The following is an 18,605-nucleotide window of genomic DNA, read 5'->3' on the forward strand; positions in this document are numbered from 1 at the left end:
TTCAATTCCTGCAAAAAGATCAACGTTCGCGCATTCAGGTGGAGAGCCGCATTCTTATGAAAATGCCGTCCACAACAGGGTGAGACCAGCGACTAGCATGATGCCATCCATCAACAGTCGAAAGACGTCAGGCTTGAGCCGCAGCACAAAGCGTTTGGCGATGAAGGCGCCGAACATGAGGGAGGAGCCCGCAATCAGGCCTTTCAGCGCGATATCAGGCGTCAGCGCGCCGAAGCGTTCGAAAGTGACCGACTTGCTCAGATAAAGCCCGAGCGAGCTTGCGGCTTCGGTGGCGAGGAAGGCGCCCCTGGTCAACCCGTAAAACAGAAACAGCGGCACGCTGAGCGGACCGGTCGAAACCACGATGCCGGTGAGATAGCCGATGATGGCGCCGCCGACCGCAAGGTGCCAGATGCGTGCTTTTAGCTGGTGGCAGGCCAGCCAGTGCCGCACCGGCACCATCGCGATGAGAAACAGGCCGATCGCGATATCGACGGCGTGCGAGGGCAGCGCGAGCAGCGTCCGCGCGCCAAGCGCAGCAGCCGGAATGCCGGTGGCCGAATAAGCAAGGCAGGCGCGCCAGTCGACCTCGCGCCACCACGCGAGAATGCGCGAGAAGTTCGCCATCACGGCCGCGACCGCCATGATCGGCACCGCCTCCTTCGGCCCGTATTGATAGACCAGCACCGGCATCAGCATGATCGACGAACCCGTGCCGACAATGCCTGAGATGGTGCCGGCGAGCAGGCCGACAATGAGGACGAAGAGGAAACCCAACAAGGAATACAGCTCCGGGACCGGCGGGGCCGGGAATCGTAATGCGAGGGTATCGGCAATCGCAAGACCGGAACATGAGGGTTGGCTTGGCAAATGTCACCGTTGGTTGTGAGCTGGGTCACATTCACGCTGCTCGTTTTCTGCAAGGTTGGTGTCGTGGAACGGGATCTTGGCTGGTTAAAGCGATCGGCAGTGCAATTTCGCCAGTACTGGTCGCCGGAAAAGGGGAGACCGCAATCATGGAGAAAGCACGCGCCACCTTCTTTGCGACGTATCTGAGCGGGTTTAAGCCTAGCCTGTTTGCCATGCTTTTCGGCGGGGTGACCACGGCGACCGCTGTGTTCGCAATGGTCAGCCAGGCAGGCACTGCCGTTCCGTTGATTCTCAAGACGCTCAATCTTCCGAGTTGCCGCAGCTCCGACGTCTATCGCGGTACGCAGACCGATTTCAAAAAGGAGGGTGACGTCTGGCATGAGTACTCGCCTGGTGTCGTCGCCCACCTGTATCAGTTCAAAGAGATCAAACGCACGCGTGACGTAATTATGTTGCGCAACCTTACGCCGCGCGACACGAAGGATTGGGCCACCCTAACGGTTCACCTGCCGGCTTGCGACGGCACCGCCAAGTTGAGCGAGGGACTTCCCGAGCGCTGGACAGACCTGCAGCAAGTCTGGCGCGCCCCACGGGAGAGCTGACGCCGATTTTCGGCGCAGCCGGACTTCGACAATCCGAAGGTCGGCGTCAATTCGCGGCTGTTTGATGATTTCAACCTCGATGCCGTGCCGGTCACCGTCATCGACGGCAAGAATTTGTGATGATATGGCAGCCAGCCAACAGGGCTATGCGGCGCAAAGCTCGATCGGGGTATCGAACCCCTTGAGCTGGAATGCTTTTGACTGGCTGTCCTTCAAATCCGGTTGGGCGCGGTCAAACACGGCCTTCGTCACGAGGATCTGGTCGGCTCCGGCGACCGACTGGGCCCCGGGAGGCGGTGTTGACGACGGTGCCGATCGCCGTCAGGTCCCGGTGCGATCGCCCGAACTCGCCAAAACTTTGTTCGCCGGAATGGATGCCGATGCCGATTCCCAGTTCGCTTGCGGTGAGGCCGTGCGCGGCAACCAGAGCTTCCCGGCGGTCGCGCCAGTTCTTCTGAATGTCGCGCGCTGCAAGCACGGCGTTTCTGGCATGCTGCTCCCGCCGCAGGGGAAAGTTGAAGACCGCCATGACGGCGTCGCCGATCGCCTTGTTGAGGAGCCCGTCATGCTCCCAGATTGCGCTCGCACATTCGTCATAGAATGCGTCGAGCAGGCCTGAGACGGCATCCGGCGACTGTGATTGGGACAGGCTGGTATAGCCCCGCAGATCGGCGAACATGATGGTCGCGTCGATGATGATCTTGCGGGCCCGCATCACCTTCGTGAACATCAGTTCGCAGATGGTGCAGGTGTTGGGATTCATTCGGCTAGTGGATTGATCGGGACAAAAGAGTCCGGATTGGAATTCCGCGCAGTGCGGCGTCGTGCGAGTCTGCGGGATGCGTACTGGCGTTGTCGTCCATCTGAGCCCAACAGATCGTAAGCGACTGCGGTCGATCGTTGACGACCGCAACAGCCTTCAGAAACATGTTTGGCGCGCCCGGATCGTGCTGGCCACGGCCGATGGCGTGGGCACAGTGGAGATCATGCGGACGGCGGGGGTCAGCAAGACCGCTGTCTGGCGCTGGCAGGCGCGGTTCATGGACGAAGGCGTCGAGGGCTTGCTGCGCGACAAGACCCGGCCGCCCGATACGCCCCGCCTGCCGCTGGATGTGGCCGAGCGGGTCGTGGCCCTGACGCTCTGCGATCCTCCCGGCGAGAGGACGCACTGGACCGGGCGGCTGATGGCCAAGGTGGCGGGCGTTGGCCTGACCTCGGTTCAGCGCATCTGGAAGGCTCATGGCCTGGCGCCGCACCGCATCCGCGCCTTCAAGCTTTCCAACGATCCGAAGTTCGCCGCCAAGGTCCGCGACATCGTCGGTCTTTATGTCGATCCTCCCGCCCATGCCGTGGTGCTCAGCATCGATGAGAAGTCGCAGATTCAGGCCCTAGATCGCACCCAGCCGGGCCTACCCATGAAGAAGGGTCGCGCCGGGACCATGACCCACGACTACAAGCGCCACGGCACGACCACCTTGTTCGCCGCCTTCAACATCCTGGAGGGTAATGTCATCGGCCGCTGCATGCAGCGCCACCGGCATCAGGAGTTCATCCGCTTCCTCAACGCCGTCGAGCGCGAGGTCCCGGCTGGCAAGACGGTTCACGCTATCCTCGACAATTACGCCACCCACAAGCACCCCAAGGTGATCGACTGGCTCGGCCGTCATCCCCGCTGGACGTTCCACTTCACGCCCACCTCCGCCAGCTGGCTCAACGCCGTCGAGGGCTTCTTCGCCATCCTCACCAGGCGTCGTCTCAAGCGCGGCGTCTTCAAGGGCATCGTCGATCTACAGGCCGCCATCAACTGCTTCGTCGTCGACCACAACCAGCGGTCAAAGCCCTTCGTCTGGACCGCCGATCCCGACAAAATCATCGCCGCCGCCGCACGCGGGCACCAGGTGCTGGAGTCAATCCGCTAATGTTGGCCATCGCAGTGCGGCGGTCCGCGCCGAATGTCCACTCTCCGGAAAGCAGCCAACGGGGAATTTCGACCCGTTGCGGCCGTCTACGACAAGCATGACGAACGGCTCGATTGAGCACGAAGCAGTCGTCCATCCCATCTGTCTGGGCAACCGCAGGGTTGGGAAGCGGACCTTCAGAAAGTGCTGGACTTGCAAATCCGGCTAGTGCACCGAGCCGTCTCGGCACCGAATTGGAAGATGACGATAGCATGCAACTGTTGCTGATTACCGGGCCAGCCGGCATAGGCAAATCCACGCTGAGTTGGGAAGTGAGCGCGCAACTCGCCGCGGCTCAAGTTACTCACGCGGTTATCGAGACCGATGAGCTCGACAGGGTATTTCCGCGTCCCAGTGTTGAAGAGCTCGATAGAATTCAGCCCGGCACAACTGACGTCAGCAGCATCAACTTGGCTGCGATCTGGTCAACATACAGGACCTTGGGGCACACACGTCTGATCATGTCGGGAGTCATGATGCACTTGGATTTCGATAAGCGGTGGATACTTGCTGCCATACCCGAGGCACGGATCACGGCGGTTCGCATGTTGGCTAGTGAGCCCACACTATTGGCTCGTCTTGCGCAGCGCGAGATAGGTTCCGGTGCGGACGAGCAGGTGCAGCGCTCGCTTCGGCAAGCAAGGCGCATGGCGAGCGAAGACGCCGAAGGCATGGTCGTTCTACCGACGGACGGCAAAGGGCCGGCGGAACTTGCAGGGCTCATTCTTCAGAAGATTGGCTGGCTGAATGCCAGTCAGGAACAGGCTTAGATGCAGTCATCACCACCGAGCCGACGCCGCGTCTAAGGTCCGCAAAGGGTCGTAGGTGTCGGTTGGGCCAACGTCGCAAATGTCGACAAAGCGGATGTTCCGGGCGTTCGTGTCAAACTTCGGCTCGCCACCCTCCCGCGACCTTCCGAACGTCTGCAAACGGCAGGGCCGCGCCGCTCTTCCTCGAACTGTGAGGACGGTCTCGGGCGGGTACCAAGCGTCCGATTCATTCGGCTAGGCCGAATGCCGAATGCGCGAAACGGCGCCGAGGCCACGCCGCGAAGCAGCACCGGCACATGCATCTGCTCCCAGCACCTTTTGCAGATAAGCGAACGTTGCAGAGCTGCCATTTTCAACCGTGATCCACGAGAGTGGCAGGGATGACGATTCTATAACCCGCCGCGGGTGCGAGCAAGGCAGGACCACTGCAGCGCACACCTGCAGGCTGGCGGCCCAAGGCAAAGCTGTTAGGATCGCCTCAAAACAAGCAGAACGGAGGATCGCCATGGACGCCGTGACGCCAAAGAGCACGCAGACCGCAGACACGCATTCTCATCTGGTCCGCCCCGACAGCATGGAATGGCAGAAGACCCGTTTCCCCGGCTGCGAGGCCAAGACGCTGCTGTTCGACCGCAAGACCGGCCTGATGACCGCGCTGATGCGGTTCGCGCCGGGCGCGGTGCTGCCTGACCACGAGCATGTCAATATCGAGCAGACCTACGTGCTGGAAGGTTCGCTCGTCGACAAAGAAGGCCCGGCGCAGGGCATCGAATGCAAGGCCGGCGAATTCATCTGGCGCGAGGAGGGCAGCCGCCATGTCGCTTGGTGTCCGGAAGGCGGACTGATGCTCGCGATCTTCCAGGTGCCGAACAAGTTCTTCGAGGCCGACGGCCGCGTCATCGACGCCGCCGGCGAGGATTGGGACGCGGCCTGGGGGCACACCCGCAAGAGCTGACTTCACCGTCTTCCGGTCATTGCCTTGGAATTCCCGCAGTGTCGATCACTCGCTTCCAGCGGGAAATCTCGGAGACGATCATGCTGCGCATGTCGTCGGGAGAACCGCTGCGGACCTCGTTTCCCATGACCTGCAGCTTGCTTTTGGTGTCGCGCATTTCGAGAACTGCACGCAATTCGCGATTGAGTTTGTCGATGACGGGTTGAGGAACCTTCTTGCTGGTCGCGATGCCGAGCCAGGATCGAACCTCGTAACCCGAGACGGTTGCGGCGATCGGCGGGACGTCGGGAATCGAAAACCATGGGGCTTGGCTGGTCGCGCCGAGGCCTCGTATCGTGCCGGCCGTAAGTTGCGGGGCGGTGATGGTCAGCGTGTCGATCAGAATATCGATCTGGCCGCCGAGCAGGTCGTTGATGGGGCCGCCGCCGCCCTTGTAGGGCACGTGGATCATCCTGATGCCGGCCATCGCCGACAGCAATTCGCCAACCAGATGTTGCGTCGATCCGACGCCGACCGAGCTATAGGTCAGCGTGTCTGGTTTGGCTTTCGCTTCCGCAATCAAATCTGCAAGCGTCTGAAACCGGTGGCTCGATTTGACGGCGACGACGAAGGGAAAGAACACCACCGTCGAAATCATCTGGAAATCCTCGACCGGGTCAAACGGCAGCGCCTTGTACATGGCGGCCGAGACCGCGTGGCCGCCCGTCAGCATGATCAGTGTGTAGCCGTCCGGCGCGGCCTTTGCGGCGCGGTCGGATGCGATGTTGCCGCCGGCGCCCGGGCGGGCTTCCACGATGACGGGTTTGCCAAGCCGCCGGGAAAGGCCATCGGCTACGATACGCGCGATCGCATCGGCGTTGCCGCCGGCGCCAAATCCATGCGTCAGCGTGATTGGACGGGAAGGGTAGTCGTCATCCGCGGCTGCAGCAGAATTCACGAGCGCACAAAGAAGTGCTGCTGCCATCGCGACCGTCTTCAAGATTCTCACGCGCGTTCCTCCCGTCATTGCCTGCTTTGAGGCTTGCGCGAAGCATAACAATCTCTGGTTCGTAGTGCGAAAGAAACTGCCTGCCAGGCGGCGGGCATCACGCCGCAATAATCCTGCCTACTTCAGCACGATCCACGCCGGCGCATGGTCGCTGGCGCCTTCCTCGCCGCGTATCTCGCGATCGACGCCGGCCTTGATCAGGCGCGGCGCGATAGCCGGGCTGAGCAACAGATGATCGAGCCGCAGCCCGGCGTCGCGCGGCCAGCGGTTGCGCTTGTAATCCCAGAACGTGAACATCGGTTTCGACGGATGCAGCGTCCGGATCGCATCCGTCCACCCCTGGTCCACCAGCGCCTTGAACGCATCGCGGCTCTTCGGCTGGATCAACGCGTCCTTGTCCCAGGACTTTGTCGGATAGATATCTGACGACGTCGGCGCGACATTGTAGTCGCCGGCCAGCACCACCGGGATATCCTGCTTGAGCAGTTTGCCGGCATGCGACCGCAGCCGTTTGAACCAGTCGAGCTTGTAATCGAATTTCGGTCCGGGCTGCGGGTTGCCGTTCGGCAGATAGAGGCTGGTGAGGATGACGCCGTTGACGGCGGCCTCGATATAGCGCGCCTCGTCATCATCGCGATCGCCGGGCAGCGCGGTCCGGGTCAATACCGGCTCGGCGTTGCGCGCCAGAATGGCAACGCCATTCCAGGTTCTTTGTCCGCGCCACACCGCGCCGTAGCCGGCTTTCTCGATAGCTACAATCGGGAACTCGGCATCGGTCGATTTCAGTTCCTGCAGACAGACGACGTCGGGTTTAGCCGCGCGCAGCCAGCGCAACAGGTTCGGCAGGCGGCGGTTGACATTATTAATGTTGAAGGTCGCGATCTTCATGTAGAGCTAGCCGGCATCACTGCGCTCGCTGACATCCGGAGACTTCATGTCGAAACTACGCTTCGCCGTTCTCGTGCTCGCCATTGGATGCTCCGGATCCGCGGTTGCTCAGACCGCCGACGGGCGCGGCGCCTGCAAGGCGGACTATGACAAATATTGCGCCGGCACGCCGCCCGGCGGCGGCCGTGTCGTCGCATGTCTGAACAAGCAGCAGCACCAACTCAGTGACACCTGCAAGAAAGTGTTGGCTAACCGGAAGACACAGTAAGACACAACCTCGACATGAGGCGCCGCGAAGCAACCCTGGGAACGAAGAACTAGGTGGAAGCGGCAGCCGGCTCCGCTGGAGGCGGAGCGGAGGGCTCTACAACGGCATTGCCGCCCTTGTAGATTCGCACGTAGCGTTTGCCAAGACTGGTCAACACCTCGTAGCCGATGGTGCCGAAATGGTGGGCGAGTTCGTCGACCGTAATGCCTTCGCCGATCAGCGTCACCATATGGCCGCGCCGCACGGCATTCTTGTCGAGATCGGTGACGTCGACGGCCGTCAGGTCCATCGAAATCCGCCCCGCGATCGGGCAGCGCTTGCCGGCGACCACCACCTCGGCGCCGCGGGTGCCGTCATTGGCGCTGGCGGCGCGGAAATAGCCGTCGGCATAGCCCGCGGAAACGATCGCTAATCGGGTCGGACGCCGCGCCGTCCAGGTGCCGCCATAGCCGACGGTATCGCCGCGCTCGACGTTGCGGATCTGCACGATGCGTGCCTTCAGTTCGACGACCGGCTGCATCGGATTGTCGGCTTCCGGCGTCGGATTGATGCCGTAAAGCGCACAGCCCGGCCGCACCAGGTCGAACTGGAATTGGGCGCCCAGAAAAACGCCGGACGAATTCGCCAGCGACGCCGGTACGCTGGAGAACACGCTCGCGATCTCGCGGAAAGCCGTGAGCTGCCTGGCGTTGGCGGGATTGTTGAGCAGTTCGGCGGAGGCGAGGTGGCTCATCACGAGCGTAATGCCGTGATCGCCGGCGTTGATCCGCGGGATGATGCCCTGCGCCTCGGTGACAGTCAGTCCGAGCCGGTTCATGCCGGTATCGATGTGAATGGCCGCGCCGCCCGACCAACCGGAGCGGCGGCAGAACACATCCCATTCGGCGAGTTCGTTGAGGTCGCCGATCACGGGCTTGCAGTCGATCCTGGCGTAGGCCTCGCCGGTATTCTGGAAGAAGCCGTCGAGCACGTAGATTGCGGCCGCGGGCGCCGCGGCGCGAACCACGCGGGCCTCATCGAGGGTGGCGACGAAAAACGTCTTGCAGCCGGCGCCAGAAAGGGCGCGCGCGACCTGCTCGGCGCCGCAGCCATAAGCGTCCGCCTTCACGACACCGGCGCATTCGGCCGGCACCGCCGTCTTCTCGAGCTTGCGCCAGTTGGCGACGATGGCGTCGAGGTCGACCGTGAGCACGCCGGTCGCGCTCGCAAGCGCGGCAGCCCGGTTAGCTTCGGGCGAGAGCGGGGTACCGTGCGGGATGGATTTGGGATCGGGGGCGATGTTCATGCCCCATTTTACGCGGCGGAACGCGGCGGTTCAACCGCAGTTCGCCTCAATAGCCGCGGTCGGGCAAGTGGCCATCCTGTGCGAGATCGCTGAAGCGCGTGAACTGGCCTTCGAACTGTACTTCCACGGTCCCGGTGGGGCCGTGGCGCTGCTTGCCGATGATGATTTCGGCCTTGCCGTGCACCAGCGACATGTCGAGCTGCCATTTTTCGTATTCGGGCGTGCCGATCCGCGGCTCCTTGTTGGCGAGGTAATATTCCTCGCGATACACGAAGATCACGACGTCGGCGTCCTGTTCGATCGAGCCGGATTCACGCAGGTCGGCCAGTTGCGGCCGCTTGTCGTCGCGATTTTCAACCTGACGCGAGAGCTGCGACAGGGCGATGATCGGAACGTTAAGTTCTTTTGCCAGCGCCTTGAGGTTGGTGGTGATCTCGGTTACTTCCTGCACGCGGTTGTCGGAACGCTTGCCCGATCCCTGCAGCAGCTGGATGTAGTCGATCACGATCATGTCGAGGCCCTTTTGCCGCTTCAGCCGGCGGGCGCGCGCGGTGAGCTGCGAGATCGACAGGCCGCCGGTTTCGTCGACGTAGAGCGGCAGCGACTGCAGCTCGATCGAATAGTCCCGGATCTTCTCGAAATCGGCCTCGCTGATGCCGCCGCGGCGGATCATGCTGGAGGCGATGCTGGTCTGTTCGGCAAGAATACGTGTGGCGAGCTGCTCGGCGGACATTTCGCAGGAGAAGAAGCCGACGATGCCGCCATTGACGGATTTCATCGTGCCGTCGGCCTGCACCTCGGCGCGATGCGCCTTGGCGATGTTGTAGGCGATGTTGGTGGCGAGCGCCGTCTTGCCCATGCCGGGGCGGCCGGCGACGATGATCAAGTCGGACGCCTGCAGCCCGCCCATCTTGGTGTCGAGATCGCGCAAGCCCGTGGCAATGCCCGACAGGTTGCCGTCGCGCTGGAAGGCCTTGGCCGCCATGTCGACTGCAGTGGTCAGCGCCTGCGAGAAACGCTGGAAGCCGCCGTCGTAACGGCCGGACTCGGCAAGCTCGTAAAGCTGGCGCTCGGCATCCTCGATCTGCGTGCGCGGCGTAAAGTCCACCGGCGCATCGAAGGCGACATTGACCATGTCCTCGCCGATTCGGATCAGGTCGCGGCGCAGCGACATATCGTAGACCGTGCGGCCGTAGTCCTGCGCGTTGATGATCGTGGTGGCCTCGGCCGCGAGACGCGCGAGGTATTGGCCAACCGTCATGCCGCCGATATCGGTATCGGCGGGCAGGAAGGTTTTCAACGTCACTGGAGTCGCGACCTTGCCCATTCGAATCAGGCTGCCGGCGGTCTCGAAAATGGTCTGGTGGATCGGCTCGAAGAAGTGCTTCGGCTCCAGAAAGTCGGAAACCCGGTAGAACGCGTCGTTGTTGACCAGGATGGCGCCCAACAGGCTCTGCTCCGCCTCGATATTGTGCGGTGCGCTCCGGTAGACCGGAGTTCCCGCGTCGGGAGCGAGTTTGAGGACGTTCGAATCAGTCAAAGCCATGGGTCGGATTATGCTTCAGATTCTTGGCGTTGTTGGGATTCCGCGGGGAGGTCGCGATTCCCGAGTGGGGGGCGATAAAGCGCCACTCGCGGGCCTGGCGAAAGTGTGAAGCTGCCTTATGCACGATTCACACATGTAAGGTGTGAATCATCCCGACGGGCAGACGTCTTCCCTTGACGGGGTTGCGGCCAGAACCGGGTGACGCGGGGAGCGCCTTCGCCAAAAATGCCAAGGCAAGGAAAGTCTTAGGTAAAATCTTAGGAGAGTCTGAACCTTACCGCGACTTGGACAGACACATCCGAACGCGGGGAGACGTTTTCGATCCGCGTCTTAAGCGTTGATCAAACCAGGATCAGGTAGATGAACGCGAACAAGGCAGCGCCCACGCCGGCTACGATCAAAGCGTAGTCGATCCTGATGTCGGAATCGAACGGGGCTGGGTAGGTCTGCCGGCTCATGGCGGAAATGTACGACGGGCCGCCGAGGGCTTTTGTGAAGTAGATCACATCGGGTGTGATTTTCTTCGCCGCAGAATGGATTGGTTACGGAATCGGGAACGGGCCGGCGATTTTCGAGTTGCCTGTTGTAACGGACGAGAAGGACAGGCGATGGGTCAGCAAATCCCGGGATGGCGATCGGCAAGCGGCCAGCGCTTGTGGCTGTCGATGCTGATCGACACGATGGAAGAGATTTCGCGCCCGGAACTGCGTGCCATACCCTGTGATGATCAGCTGCTCGCAGCGTTGCGAGCCCAACTCGCCCGTCCGGCGTTGACGCCCTATGCCTCGGCGTACAGCCTGCGGAACTGAGGCCACCGCGATCGGGGCGGACTATTCGCCCGCCAACTGCAGCCGCGGCTGCCTCCCGGGTTCCATCCCGCGCAGCCTGGCTTCTTCCCGGGTAATGTAATCCCGCGTCATCGGCACGATCCCCTGGCGCTTGGTGAGCTGGATCTGGAAATTCATCAGGTTTTGCTTCCGGAACGACATTTCCGACGCCGCCAGATAAAATTCCCACATGCGGGCAAAACGCTCGTCATAGAGGCGCACCGCCTCTTCGCGCCGCGCCAGGAAGCGGTCGCGCCAGGCCTTCAGCGTTTCCGCATAATGCAGCCGCAGGATTTCGATGTCGCAGACCAGAAGGCCCGCCTTCTCGATCGCGGGAACGACCTCGGAAAGGGCGGGGATATAGCCGCCCGGGAAGATGTATTTCGTGATCCATGGGCTCGTCACGTCGGGCCCGGTAGAGCGGCCGATCGAGTGCAGCACCATGACGCCGTCGTCGCTGAGAAGTTCGGCGCAGCGCCGGAAATAGGTTTCATAGAAGTCGATGCCGACGTGTTCGAACATGCCGACCGAAACGATGCGGTCGAACGGGCCGGCAATATCGCGGTAATCGCTCGGCAGGAATCTTGCCGACCCCGTCAGGTTCTTTTCGGCGGCGCGGGCATTCGAGGACAGCAATTGCTCCGACGACAGCGTGATGCCGGTGACATCGGCGCCGGTCATTTCGGCGAGATAGAGGCCAAGGCCGCCCCAGCCCGAGCCGATGTCGAGCACGCGGTTGCCGCGCCCGATCAGGAGCTTGGCGGCAAGGTGGCGTTTCTTGGCGAGCTGGGCATCGTCGAGGGTCGTGTCCGGCGTTTCGAAATAGGCGCAGCTATATTGCTTGTCGGCGTCGAGGAAGAGGGAATAGAGCCGCCCGTCGAGGTCATAGTGATGGGCGACGTTGTTTCTCGCCCGGCCGCGCCAATTGAATTGCCTGGCGTGCCGGCTGAAATAGCGCAGCCACCATTGCAGCTTGGCCCAGCGTGGGAGCATTTCGGGCTGGCCGAGCAGGATCTCCAGCGCGTCCGTGATCGAGCCATCCTCGACCACGAATGTGCCGTCCATGTAGGCTTCGCCGAGCGCCAGTTCGGGATTGAGCAGGATCCGGCGCTGGGTCCGTTCGGTCAGAAACCGCGCCGACACCGGGCGGCCGGTTCCGTCACCGCAGGTAAACCGGGTTCCGCTCGCAGTTTTAAATGTCATTGCGCCGCGGCGAATGAACTGACCCAAAAAATAACGCAACAACCGATCCATCGAAGCACCAATGGAGCGAACGCTCGTTACACCGACGCATCAGGGAACCGCTGGTTCCAAGGATGGATCAAAAAAATCATAAGGACGATGATGCCGTGGCGCTACTGTGTTGGAGTCAAAGCGGATATTCCCGAATGTGGCGATCACGCAGATGCGCAATAAGCGTGCTTCCATTCGCGTCATAATCGGCTAAAAGGTGACCCCGCCGCCGGCCACGTCTTGCGATGCCGGTAGCGATTCCACGTCTGGAGAAGCAGGGAATGTTGAGCCGAGCGCTCAGTTTAGCGACGGTGACGCTCCTGATCGGCTGCCTCACAGCAGGTGTGGCGCGGGCGGTGGAAAATCTCGACGCCGGCAAGAGCCCCTCCCAGATATTCTCGAACACCTGCAGCGCCTGCCACAAGAGTCCGCGTGGCCTGTTGAAGAACACGTCGGCTTCGTCGTTGCCGGGCTTTCTGCGCCAGCACTATACGACGGGCACCGACATGGCCTCGCAGCTCTCTTCCTTCCTGATATCCAGCGGGGCGGCCGACCCCCGGTATCAGGGCAAGGATCAGGCGAAGCAGAAGAAGGACGCCAAGCAGGACGGAAGGCCGGATCAGCCCGACCGGCTCGGTCGCCGGCAGCCACCGGCCGCACCTGCGCAGGAGGCTTCCCGGCCGGACGCCGACGGAGCACCACCGCAAGGCGAGGGCGCGCGGCCAGGCCGAGACGCGAAGCGGTTGGCACGTCCGCAAGCTGCGCCCGAGGCCGCCAAGCCTGCAGATGGACAGACCCCGGTGCAGGCCGCGACCGACAGCAAATCGGGCGTCAGACAGAAGCAGGGTAGACGGGGCAAGCCCGCCGCCGAAGAACCGCCGAAAGCTGAACAGGCGGCCCCTGGCGATGCCGCAAGCGAAGATGCGTCGCGGGATGCCGCCAAGGCTGAAACTGCCGCGACCGATCCTGCCAAGACCGACGCGATCAAGACCGACGAGATCAAGGGCGAGAGCGACAAGCCGGCCGGCGAGCCAGCGAAGCCCGTGGGCGAGTCGGAAAAGCCGGCAGGCGAGGACGGATCCGAGACCGCCAAAGTCGATGCTCCCAAGGAGAACGCCGGTAGCGGTAGCGAGCCGACGCCGCTCAGGCCAGATCCGGTGCCGCCGGTCACGCCGGCACCGCCTGCTTCCGCGGCGACCGCGCCCGAGCCGGCCGCAGATTCTTCCACAGCGGCGCCTCCACCGGTAACGGCGACGGCGCCCGCATCGCCGCCGGTAACACCGGCTGGCCCGCCCGTGCCGCCCATCTCGCGCTAGGATTTTCAGATTTCGGAATGCCGGTCGACGTGCTGTCGCTTGACCAAATCTAGAGTGATGCTCTAGAGTAAGAATCCATATGTCGAAAGACAGACACGAATGACTACGGCACGCGAGGATCTGCTGGCGGCGGGATTGGCGGTATTCGACCGCGACGGTTTCGAGGGCGCCACCGTGGCCGCCATCAGAACCCGCGCGCGGGCGTCGAATGGCAGCTTCTTCCATTTCTTCGGATCAAAGAAGGAACTGGCCGGCACGCTGTTCCTGGAAATTCTCGCCCGTTATCACGCTGCCGTCGTGTCGGTGCTCGATGAATCCTGCGGGGCGCGGCAAGGCGTGGCGCGGCTGATCCGCGCGCATCTCGAATGGGTCGTCAACTCCCGGCGCGAGGCGCGGTATTTGTTCGAGATTTCCCGCAGCGAATGGACCGAGGAGATCCGCGGCGCGCAGCGCGCACAGAATTCGCGCCTTGCGGAAGCCGTCGAGCGATGGCGCGCGCCGCTGGTTGAGCGCGGCGAATTGCTGCCGATGACTTCGTCACTGTTCTTCAGCCAGATCATCGGACCGGCGCAGATTTTTTGCCGCGCATGGCTGTCGGGCCGCGACCGCGCCGATCCAAGAGAGCAGGCCGACATCCTGATTGCCTGTGCCATCCGCGCGGTGGTCGCGCCCGATGCGATCCACAAACCGGGAGAAAAAGTATGAGTGCGAATGCCGACCCCGACTTCGCGCCGATCGCGACCCGCATCCGCGACAATGTCGGCCGCCAGGGCTTCATGACCTATATCGGTGCGGAATTGTCAGAGCTGACGCGCGGCACATGCACGCTTGCGGTCGACCGCCGGCCGGAACTGTTGCAGCAGCACGGCCTGTTCCACGGCGGCGTCACCGCCTTCCTGGTCGACAATGCCACCACGATTGCGGCCGCGACATCGCGGGGGCAATCGGCGCTGACGGCGGAATACAAATTGAACCTGTTGTCGCCGGCTGTAGGCGAGCGCCTGATCTGCCAGGCGCGCGTGATCAAGCCCGGACGTCAGGTCGCCGTGGTTGCGGCCGACGTGTTCTGCGTGACCGATGGTGTCGAGCAGCACACTGCGACCGCGTTGGCGTCGATTGCCATGCTCGACGAGAAAGCGGCAGCCAGAATCCCAAGCCCGGCCTAAAGGGGCCGAGCTTGAAACTCATCACAGCGCGATAAGACGCGTTACTTCTCGGTCGCAGCCGGCGCCGGCGCCTCTTCGTCGTGCTGGGCTTCCGGATCGAAGAACTCGCCGGCTGCGGCGAGCGCCTCGGCGGCAGCGTCCTGGTCTTCCTGACGGGTCGAGATGTCCTCGCCGCGGTTGATGCGCTCGGCTTCATCGGCGCTACGCGCCACGGTGACGCTGACGTTGACTTCGACTTCCGGATGCACGGCAATTGCGACCTGGTGCTTGCCGATGGTTTTGATCGGTGCATCCAGCAGGACCTGGCTGCGGTTGATGGTGACGCCATCGGCCTCGAACGAGGCGATGATGTCGCGTATGCTCACCGATCCGAACAACTGGCCGGTTTCCGACGCCTGGCGCAGCAAGATCACGTTGCGCCCTTCGATCTTCTCCGCGACCTTGGTCGCCTCGCCCTTGGCCTTGAGGTTGTTGGCCTCGAGCTCGGCCTTCATGCCGTCGAACTTGGCGCGATTGTCGGCGGTGGCGCGCAGCGCCTTGCCGCGCTTGAGCAGAAAGTTGCGGGCAAACCCGTCCTTGACGCGGACGACTTCGCCCATCTGACCGAGCTTGACGACGCGTTCCAGCAGGATGACTTCCATTTTAATTCTCCTTTTGAGTGTTCGATATGCGGTTGAAGTGAATGGTTGGAGTTTCAGGATGCAGGCAGAGGTGGAGGCTTGCCGCGCAGATAGCGTTGGCGAAGGCCGAATATGGCATCTGCCAGTCCGAGCGCGATCATTGCCAGCACAGGCCAGCCGAATGTGACAACGATCGCGTAGGTGCAGCAGAGCCAGAAGACGCGGCTCTTGAATGCCAGCGTCAGCGTGTGCAGCACGGCAAAGCCGGTGAGGCCATAGGCCATCATCAGCGCGGTGGTCGCGATCTGCGCGAACATTGCGACGAGCCCGCCGATAAAGCAGAGGGCCAGCGCGACACAGAGCGCCACCAGCGTCATCGGGGGCAATTCCGCGCTCTTCAGATCAGGCCAGGGCCGCTGCAGCCGGCCGGATGTCGCCGTGATCTTGGCGGCGAGCCAGAGGTTGAGAGTCAACGTCATCATGGCGACGATCGTTGCGGCCGCTGGTGCGACGATGGCAAGCGCTGCGACCCAGCGTTCGATATCGCCTGACGACGCCGCATCGCGCGCCCCCAGAATTCGCGACAGGCCGGCGCGCAGCGAGTTGGTGATGGTCTCTGCATCAGAGCCAAGCGTCAGCATGGCCGAAATCGTGGCCAATGCGGCAAAACCTGCGATCCAGAGCAGGACGCGGCCGACCGGATACCATTCGAGCTGCGGCGTAGCCGGCGTCGAGCCATTGCCGGAGGCTGCGCCAGGTAGCGGCCGTCCCAGCAGCGCGAGATGGCCGAGCCACCAGGCGGGCACAGCAACGGTGATGGCAAAGGCGATGCAGTAGGGCAGGCCGAAGATCGCGCCCAGGCCTGACGCCGCCACAATGCCGCCGATCGTCGCCGCGAGCGGTCCCCAACCCAGTGCCGCCACCATCAGGGGCAACGGCGCCAGATAAAACAGCAGCAATGAGATCAGCGCGCCCGAGATGATCGAGGCGAACATCAGCGCCGACGCGCAGCCGGCTGCAAGACCAATGAGGACAATCGCGATCATCAGCTGTCCCGCTCCTTTCGAGCGGTTAGATAGAGGTCAGCAAATTATGCCGCCTTACCAACTAGTTAGAGATCTAGAGGGGGCGTCCGTGCCAGGATACCCCTCAAACGTTCACGGCCCCACCGGGGGGCCGTGACGACTTGCTGCGCCTTTTAGAGCAGTAGCCCCAACCGATCAAGAGTGTCAGCGGAAACGAATTCAGCAAGGTTCCCGGCGTTTAGCCGACGACCGGGCAGGGGTACAAAGGGGACCCCCATTCCTGCGAGACTTAGCCGCGTCTCAGGCAGCATATATGCGCAGAACACCGTAGAGCACGGTGCCAACGATGAGCGCACCTGCGATAAGCGTCAACGCTATGGATTGCGCGCGGGTCACGTGCTGGCTTCCCGCGCGATGGTGGATTGCGGAGTCCACAACTTCTGCAGCAGCAGCACGAGGGCAAGCAGGCCGAGGCCGATGACATCGGTGACGGCATTGGGGTCGATGAGCAGCATGGCGGCGGCAAAGAACAGGATCCGCTCGAACCACGTTGTCCGGCGCAGGAAGTAGCATTCGAGGCTGGCCGCCAGTGCGACCACGCCGATCCCGCCCGTCACCACCGCACGCAGGATCTCGGGCCAAGGCCCCTGGAACAGCAGCGCGGGGTTGTAGACGAAGAAGAACGGCACGATGAAGCCGGCGGCGGCGAACTTCATCGCCTGCACGCCCGAGCCCCACAGGCCGGCCCCGCCGATCGATGCGGCCGCATACACGGCGAGTGCCACCGGCGGCGTCACCGCCGACAGACATGAGAAGTAGAACGCGAACATGTGCGCTGCCATCGGCTCCACCCCGAGCTTCATGATCGCGGGCACCAGCAGCGCTGCCTGCATGATGTAGGCGGGCGTGGTCGGCATGCCCATGCCGAGAATGACGCCGGCGACCATGGTGATGAGCAGGGCAGGCAACAGCGAGCCATAGGTGAAGTCGATGAGAAACGCGGTGAACCGCAGCGCCAGCCCGGTTTGCAGCACGATGCCGATCACGATGCCGGCGGACGCGCACGCCATCGCCACCGGCACGGTCTGCACCGCGCCGTCGCGCAGACCTTCGAGGCACGCGCGCCAGCCAAGCCCGGTCGAAGGCCGCAGCCAAGAGATGCCGACCAGCGCGATCGTGGCGATGATCGCGCCATAGGTCGGCGTGAAGCCGTACAGCAGCAGCGCCAGCAGCACGATGACCGGCAGGAACAGGTGGCCCTGGCGCAGCATGATGTGGCCGAGGATCGGCAGCTCCTCGCGCGGCAGGCCCTTGAGCCCCGAGCGCACGGCGTTGAAGTGGATCGCGGCGAACAGCGCTCCGTAATAGAAGAACGCGGGGATCGCCGCGGCGATCATCACCTGCGTGTAGCTGACGCCCTGGAATTCGGCCATCACGAAGGCTGCCGCTCCCATGATCGGCGGCATGATCTGCCCGCCGGTGGACGCCACCGCCTCGATCGCGGCTGCCGCCTCGGGCTTGAAGCCGGTCTTCTTCATCATCGGAATCGTCAGCCAGCCGTCGACCATGACGTTGGCGACCGCGGAGCCGGAGATGGTGCCGAACAGGCTCGAGGAAACCACCGCCACCTTGCCGGGGCCGCCGCGCGCGCCGCCGGCGATCGCGTTGGCGAAGTTCATGAAGAACTGGCCCGCGCCGGACTTCTCCAGGAACGTGCCGAAGACGATGAACAGGATGACGTAGGTCGCGGCCACCGTCATTGGCACCCCGAAAATGCCCTCGGTGGTGAAATAGGTCTGATCGACCGCGATCTCGAGCGTGAGGCCTTTATGATAAAGCCAGCCGTACAGCCAGGGGCCGGCGAACCCGTAGATCAGGAAGACAATCGCCACGATCGGCAGCGCCGCGCCGATCGTGCGCCGCGTCGCCTCCAGCACCAGCAGGGTGGCGGTGATGCCCACCACCATGTCCATTCGGGTCAGTGCGTCGGCGGTGGGAAACCGGTTTACGATGTAGTCGTAATTCGCAAACATGTAGCCGATGCACGCCAGCGACAGACCCGCCAGCGCCAGATCTTCCCACGGCACGCGATCGGAGGTCGCGTCCTTGCGACGCGGCCACAACAGGAACGACAGCACCAGGCTGAAGGCGAGCGTGATATAGAGCAGGGCCTGCTGATCGGGCGCGTAGACTGTCAGCCGGGCGTAGACGTGGTAGACGGACATCGCGACCGCCACCACGCCGACCACCAACCCCGCATAGCCTGCGAGCTTGCGCACGGGGCGCTC

19 protein-coding genes and 3 pseudogenes are annotated in these 18,605 nt (G+C 62.9%); 10 read left to right on the plus strand and 12 right to left on the minus strand.

The window, feature by feature from the left end:
• Positions 1 to 54 precede the first annotated feature (54 nt).
• On the minus strand, positions 55 to 777 hold the full coding sequence (locus tag V1279_RS12565; RefSeq protein ID WP_334446348.1) for a sulfite exporter TauE/SafE family protein: 723 nt from the start codon (positions 775 to 777) through the stop codon (positions 55 to 57).
• A gap of 86 nt (positions 778 to 863) precedes the next feature.
• Between V1279_RS12565 and V1279_RS12570 the strand changes: the two genes are divergently transcribed.
• Both V1279_RS12570 and V1279_RS12575 read left to right on the plus strand, forming a co-directional pair.
• Positions 864 to 1,472 carry a hypothetical protein gene (locus V1279_RS12570; RefSeq protein WP_334436026.1) on the plus strand — a complete coding sequence of 203 codons (609 nt, stop codon included), beginning with the start codon at positions 864 to 866 and terminating at the stop codon, positions 1,470 to 1,472.
• Positions 1,473 to 1,481: 9 nt separating this feature from the next.
• Positions 1,482 to 1,592 (plus strand): annotated as a pseudogene (locus tag V1279_RS12575) (GFA family protein); the annotation flags it as partial.
• 24 nt (positions 1,593 to 1,616) lie between these two features.
• On the opposite strand, the pseudogene V1279_RS12580 reads toward V1279_RS12575, so the two are convergent.
• Positions 1,617 to 2,370 (minus strand): annotated as a pseudogene (locus V1279_RS12580) (adenylate/guanylate cyclase domain-containing protein).
• Between V1279_RS12580 and V1279_RS12585 the strand changes: the two are divergent.
• Both V1279_RS12585 and V1279_RS12590 read left to right on the plus strand, forming a co-directional pair.
• On the plus strand, positions 2,312 to 3,391 hold the full coding sequence (locus V1279_RS12585; RefSeq protein WP_334436028.1) for an IS630 family transposase: 1,080 nt from the start codon (positions 2,312 to 2,314) through the stop codon (positions 3,389 to 3,391). The pseudogene V1279_RS12580 and the gene V1279_RS12585 overlap by 59 nt on opposite strands.
• Before the next feature lie 251 nt (positions 3,392 to 3,642).
• A complete protein-coding gene (locus V1279_RS12590) occupies positions 3,643 to 4,200 on the plus strand; it encodes an AAA family ATPase (protein WP_334436031.1) in 558 nt (185 codons plus the stop codon).
• Between the two features lie 224 nt (positions 4,201 to 4,424).
• Here the strand turns inward: V1279_RS12590 and V1279_RS12595 are convergent.
• Positions 4,425 to 4,541: pseudogene (locus V1279_RS12595) on the minus strand (adenylate/guanylate cyclase domain-containing protein); the annotation flags it as partial.
• 164 nt (positions 4,542 to 4,705) lie between these two features.
• On the opposite strand from V1279_RS12595, the gene V1279_RS12600 reads away from it, so the two are divergent.
• Positions 4,706 to 5,155, plus strand: a complete 450-nt coding sequence (locus V1279_RS12600) for a cupin domain-containing protein (protein WP_334436033.1) — start codon at positions 4,706 to 4,708, stop codon at positions 5,153 to 5,155.
• Between the two features lie 16 nt (positions 5,156 to 5,171).
• Here V1279_RS12600 and V1279_RS12605 read toward each other — a convergent pair whose 3' ends face one another.
• Complete coding sequence (locus V1279_RS12605; protein ID WP_334436035.1) at positions 5,172 to 6,143, minus strand: tripartite tricarboxylate transporter substrate-binding protein; 972 nt, start codon at positions 6,141 to 6,143, stop codon at positions 5,172 to 5,174.
• A 117-nt stretch (positions 6,144 to 6,260) separates the two neighbouring features.
• A complete protein-coding gene (locus tag V1279_RS12610) occupies positions 6,261 to 7,031 on the minus strand; it encodes an exodeoxyribonuclease III (protein ID WP_334436037.1) in 771 nt (256 codons plus the stop codon).
• A 46-nt stretch (positions 7,032 to 7,077) separates the two neighbouring features.
• Here V1279_RS12610 and V1279_RS12615 point away from each other — a divergent pair, with 46 nt between their 5' ends.
• Complete coding sequence (locus V1279_RS12615) at positions 7,078 to 7,299, plus strand: cysteine rich repeat-containing protein (RefSeq protein ID WP_334436038.1); 222 nt, start codon at positions 7,078 to 7,080, stop codon at positions 7,297 to 7,299.
• A gap of 49 nt (positions 7,300 to 7,348) precedes the next feature.
• Here V1279_RS12615 and alr read toward each other — a convergent pair whose 3' ends face one another.
• From alr to V1279_RS12630, 3 genes are all read right to left on the minus strand, one after another.
• A complete protein-coding gene (alr, locus tag V1279_RS12620; protein WP_334436040.1) occupies positions 7,349 to 8,584 on the minus strand; it encodes an alanine racemase in 1,236 nt (411 codons plus the stop codon).
• Between the two features lie 46 nt (positions 8,585 to 8,630).
• A complete protein-coding gene (locus V1279_RS12625) occupies positions 8,631 to 10,130 on the minus strand; it encodes a replicative DNA helicase (protein ID WP_334436043.1) in 1,500 nt (499 codons plus the stop codon).
• A gap of 341 nt (positions 10,131 to 10,471) precedes the next feature.
• The gene (locus tag V1279_RS12630) at positions 10,472 to 10,636 is read right to left on the minus strand and encodes a hypothetical protein (RefSeq protein ID WP_334436046.1); all 165 of its coding nucleotides are present in this window, start codon (positions 10,634 to 10,636) and stop codon (positions 10,472 to 10,474) included.
• 102 nt (positions 10,637 to 10,738) lie between these two features.
• Between V1279_RS12630 and V1279_RS12635 the strand changes: the two genes are divergently transcribed.
• Complete coding sequence (locus V1279_RS12635) at positions 10,739 to 10,939, plus strand: transcriptional regulator (protein ID WP_334436048.1); 201 nt, start codon at positions 10,739 to 10,741, stop codon at positions 10,937 to 10,939.
• Positions 10,940 to 10,960: 21 nt separating this feature from the next.
• Here the strand turns inward: V1279_RS12635 and V1279_RS12640 are convergent, their stop codons facing one another.
• Complete coding sequence (locus V1279_RS12640) at positions 10,961 to 12,211, minus strand: class I SAM-dependent methyltransferase (RefSeq protein WP_334436051.1); 1,251 nt, start codon at positions 12,209 to 12,211, stop codon at positions 10,961 to 10,963.
• A 260-nt stretch (positions 12,212 to 12,471) separates the two neighbouring features.
• Here V1279_RS12640 and V1279_RS12645 point away from each other — a divergent pair, with 260 nt between their 5' ends.
• The 3 genes from V1279_RS12645 (at position 12,472) to V1279_RS12655 (ending at position 14,672) form a co-directional block, all read left to right on the plus strand.
• Entirely contained in the window at positions 12,472 to 13,506 is a 1,035-nt protein-coding gene (locus V1279_RS12645; RefSeq protein WP_334436054.1) for a hypothetical protein, read from the plus strand.
• Positions 13,507 to 13,605: 99 nt separating this feature from the next.
• On the plus strand, positions 13,606 to 14,211 hold the full coding sequence (locus V1279_RS12650) for a TetR/AcrR family transcriptional regulator (protein ID WP_334436057.1): 606 nt from the start codon (positions 13,606 to 13,608) through the stop codon (positions 14,209 to 14,211).
• Positions 14,208 to 14,672: a PaaI family thioesterase gene (locus V1279_RS12655; protein ID WP_334436060.1), complete on the plus strand. Its 465-nt coding sequence runs from the start codon at positions 14,208 to 14,210 to the stop codon at positions 14,670 to 14,672. The genes V1279_RS12650 and V1279_RS12655 overlap by 4 nt, the downstream gene beginning before the upstream one ends.
• A gap of 41 nt (positions 14,673 to 14,713) precedes the next feature.
• On the opposite strand, the gene rplI is transcribed toward V1279_RS12655, so the two are convergent.
• From rplI to V1279_RS12670, 3 genes are all read right to left on the minus strand, one after another.
• Positions 14,714 to 15,313, minus strand: a complete 600-nt coding sequence (rplI, locus tag V1279_RS12660; RefSeq protein WP_334436062.1) for a 50S ribosomal protein L9 — start codon at positions 15,311 to 15,313, stop codon at positions 14,714 to 14,716.
• A 53-nt stretch (positions 15,314 to 15,366) separates the two neighbouring features.
• A complete protein-coding gene (locus V1279_RS12665) occupies positions 15,367 to 16,338 on the minus strand; it encodes a hypothetical protein (RefSeq protein ID WP_334436065.1) in 972 nt (323 codons plus the stop codon).
• Positions 16,339 to 16,709: 371 nt separating this feature from the next.
• Positions 16,710 to 18,596: a TRAP transporter permease gene (locus V1279_RS12670; RefSeq protein ID WP_334436067.1), complete on the minus strand. Its 1,887-nt coding sequence runs from the start codon at positions 18,594 to 18,596 to the stop codon at positions 16,710 to 16,712.
• Between the last annotated feature and the right edge of the window lie 9 nt (positions 18,597 to 18,605).

This window comes from Bradyrhizobium sp. AZCC 1610, assembly GCF_036924515.1.
In the GTDB taxonomy this organism is placed as follows: domain Bacteria; phylum Pseudomonadota; class Alphaproteobacteria; order Rhizobiales; family Xanthobacteraceae; genus Bradyrhizobium.

What these genes read in the sequence shown, in the direction of transcription:
- V1279_RS12640 (WP_334436051.1), bottom strand. Translation starts at nt 12,211, where the DNA reads ATGGATCGGTTGTTGCGTTATTTTTTGGGTCAGTTCATTCGCCGCGGC.
- V1279_RS12635 (WP_334436048.1), top strand. Translation starts at nt 10,739, where the DNA reads ATGGGTCAGCAAATCCCGGGATGGCGATCGGCAAGCGGCCAGCGCTTG.
- V1279_RS12625 (WP_334436043.1), bottom strand. Translation starts at nt 10,130, where the DNA reads ATGGCTTTGACTGATTCGAACGTCCTCAAACTCGCTCCCGACGCGGGA.
- V1279_RS12650 (WP_334436057.1), top strand. Translation starts at nt 13,606, where the DNA reads ATGACTACGGCACGCGAGGATCTGCTGGCGGCGGGATTGGCGGTATTC.
- V1279_RS12615 (WP_334436038.1), top strand. Translation starts at nt 7,078, where the DNA reads ATGTCGAAACTACGCTTCGCCGTTCTCGTGCTCGCCATTGGATGCTCC.
- V1279_RS12655 (WP_334436060.1), top strand. Translation starts at nt 14,208, where the DNA reads ATGAGTGCGAATGCCGACCCCGACTTCGCGCCGATCGCGACCCGCATC.
- V1279_RS12590 (WP_334436031.1), top strand. Translation starts at nt 3,643, where the DNA reads ATGCAACTGTTGCTGATTACCGGGCCAGCCGGCATAGGCAAATCCACG.
- V1279_RS12610 (WP_334436037.1), bottom strand. Translation starts at nt 7,031, where the DNA reads ATGAAGATCGCGACCTTCAACATTAATAATGTCAACCGCCGCCTGCCG.
- rplI (WP_334436062.1), bottom strand. Translation starts at nt 15,313, where the DNA reads ATGGAAGTCATCCTGCTGGAACGCGTCGTCAAGCTCGGTCAGATGGGC.
- V1279_RS12645 (WP_334436054.1), top strand. Translation starts at nt 12,472, where the DNA reads ATGTTGAGCCGAGCGCTCAGTTTAGCGACGGTGACGCTCCTGATCGGC.
- V1279_RS12585 (WP_334436028.1), top strand. Translation starts at nt 2,312, where the DNA reads ATGCGTACTGGCGTTGTCGTCCATCTGAGCCCAACAGATCGTAAGCGA.
- V1279_RS12665 (WP_334436065.1), bottom strand. Translation starts at nt 16,338, where the DNA reads ATGATCGCGATTGTCCTCATTGGTCTTGCAGCCGGCTGCGCGTCGGCG.
- V1279_RS12600 (WP_334436033.1), top strand. Translation starts at nt 4,706, where the DNA reads ATGGACGCCGTGACGCCAAAGAGCACGCAGACCGCAGACACGCATTCT.
- alr (WP_334436040.1), bottom strand. Translation starts at nt 8,584, where the DNA reads ATGAACATCGCCCCCGATCCCAAATCCATCCCGCACGGTACCCCGCTC.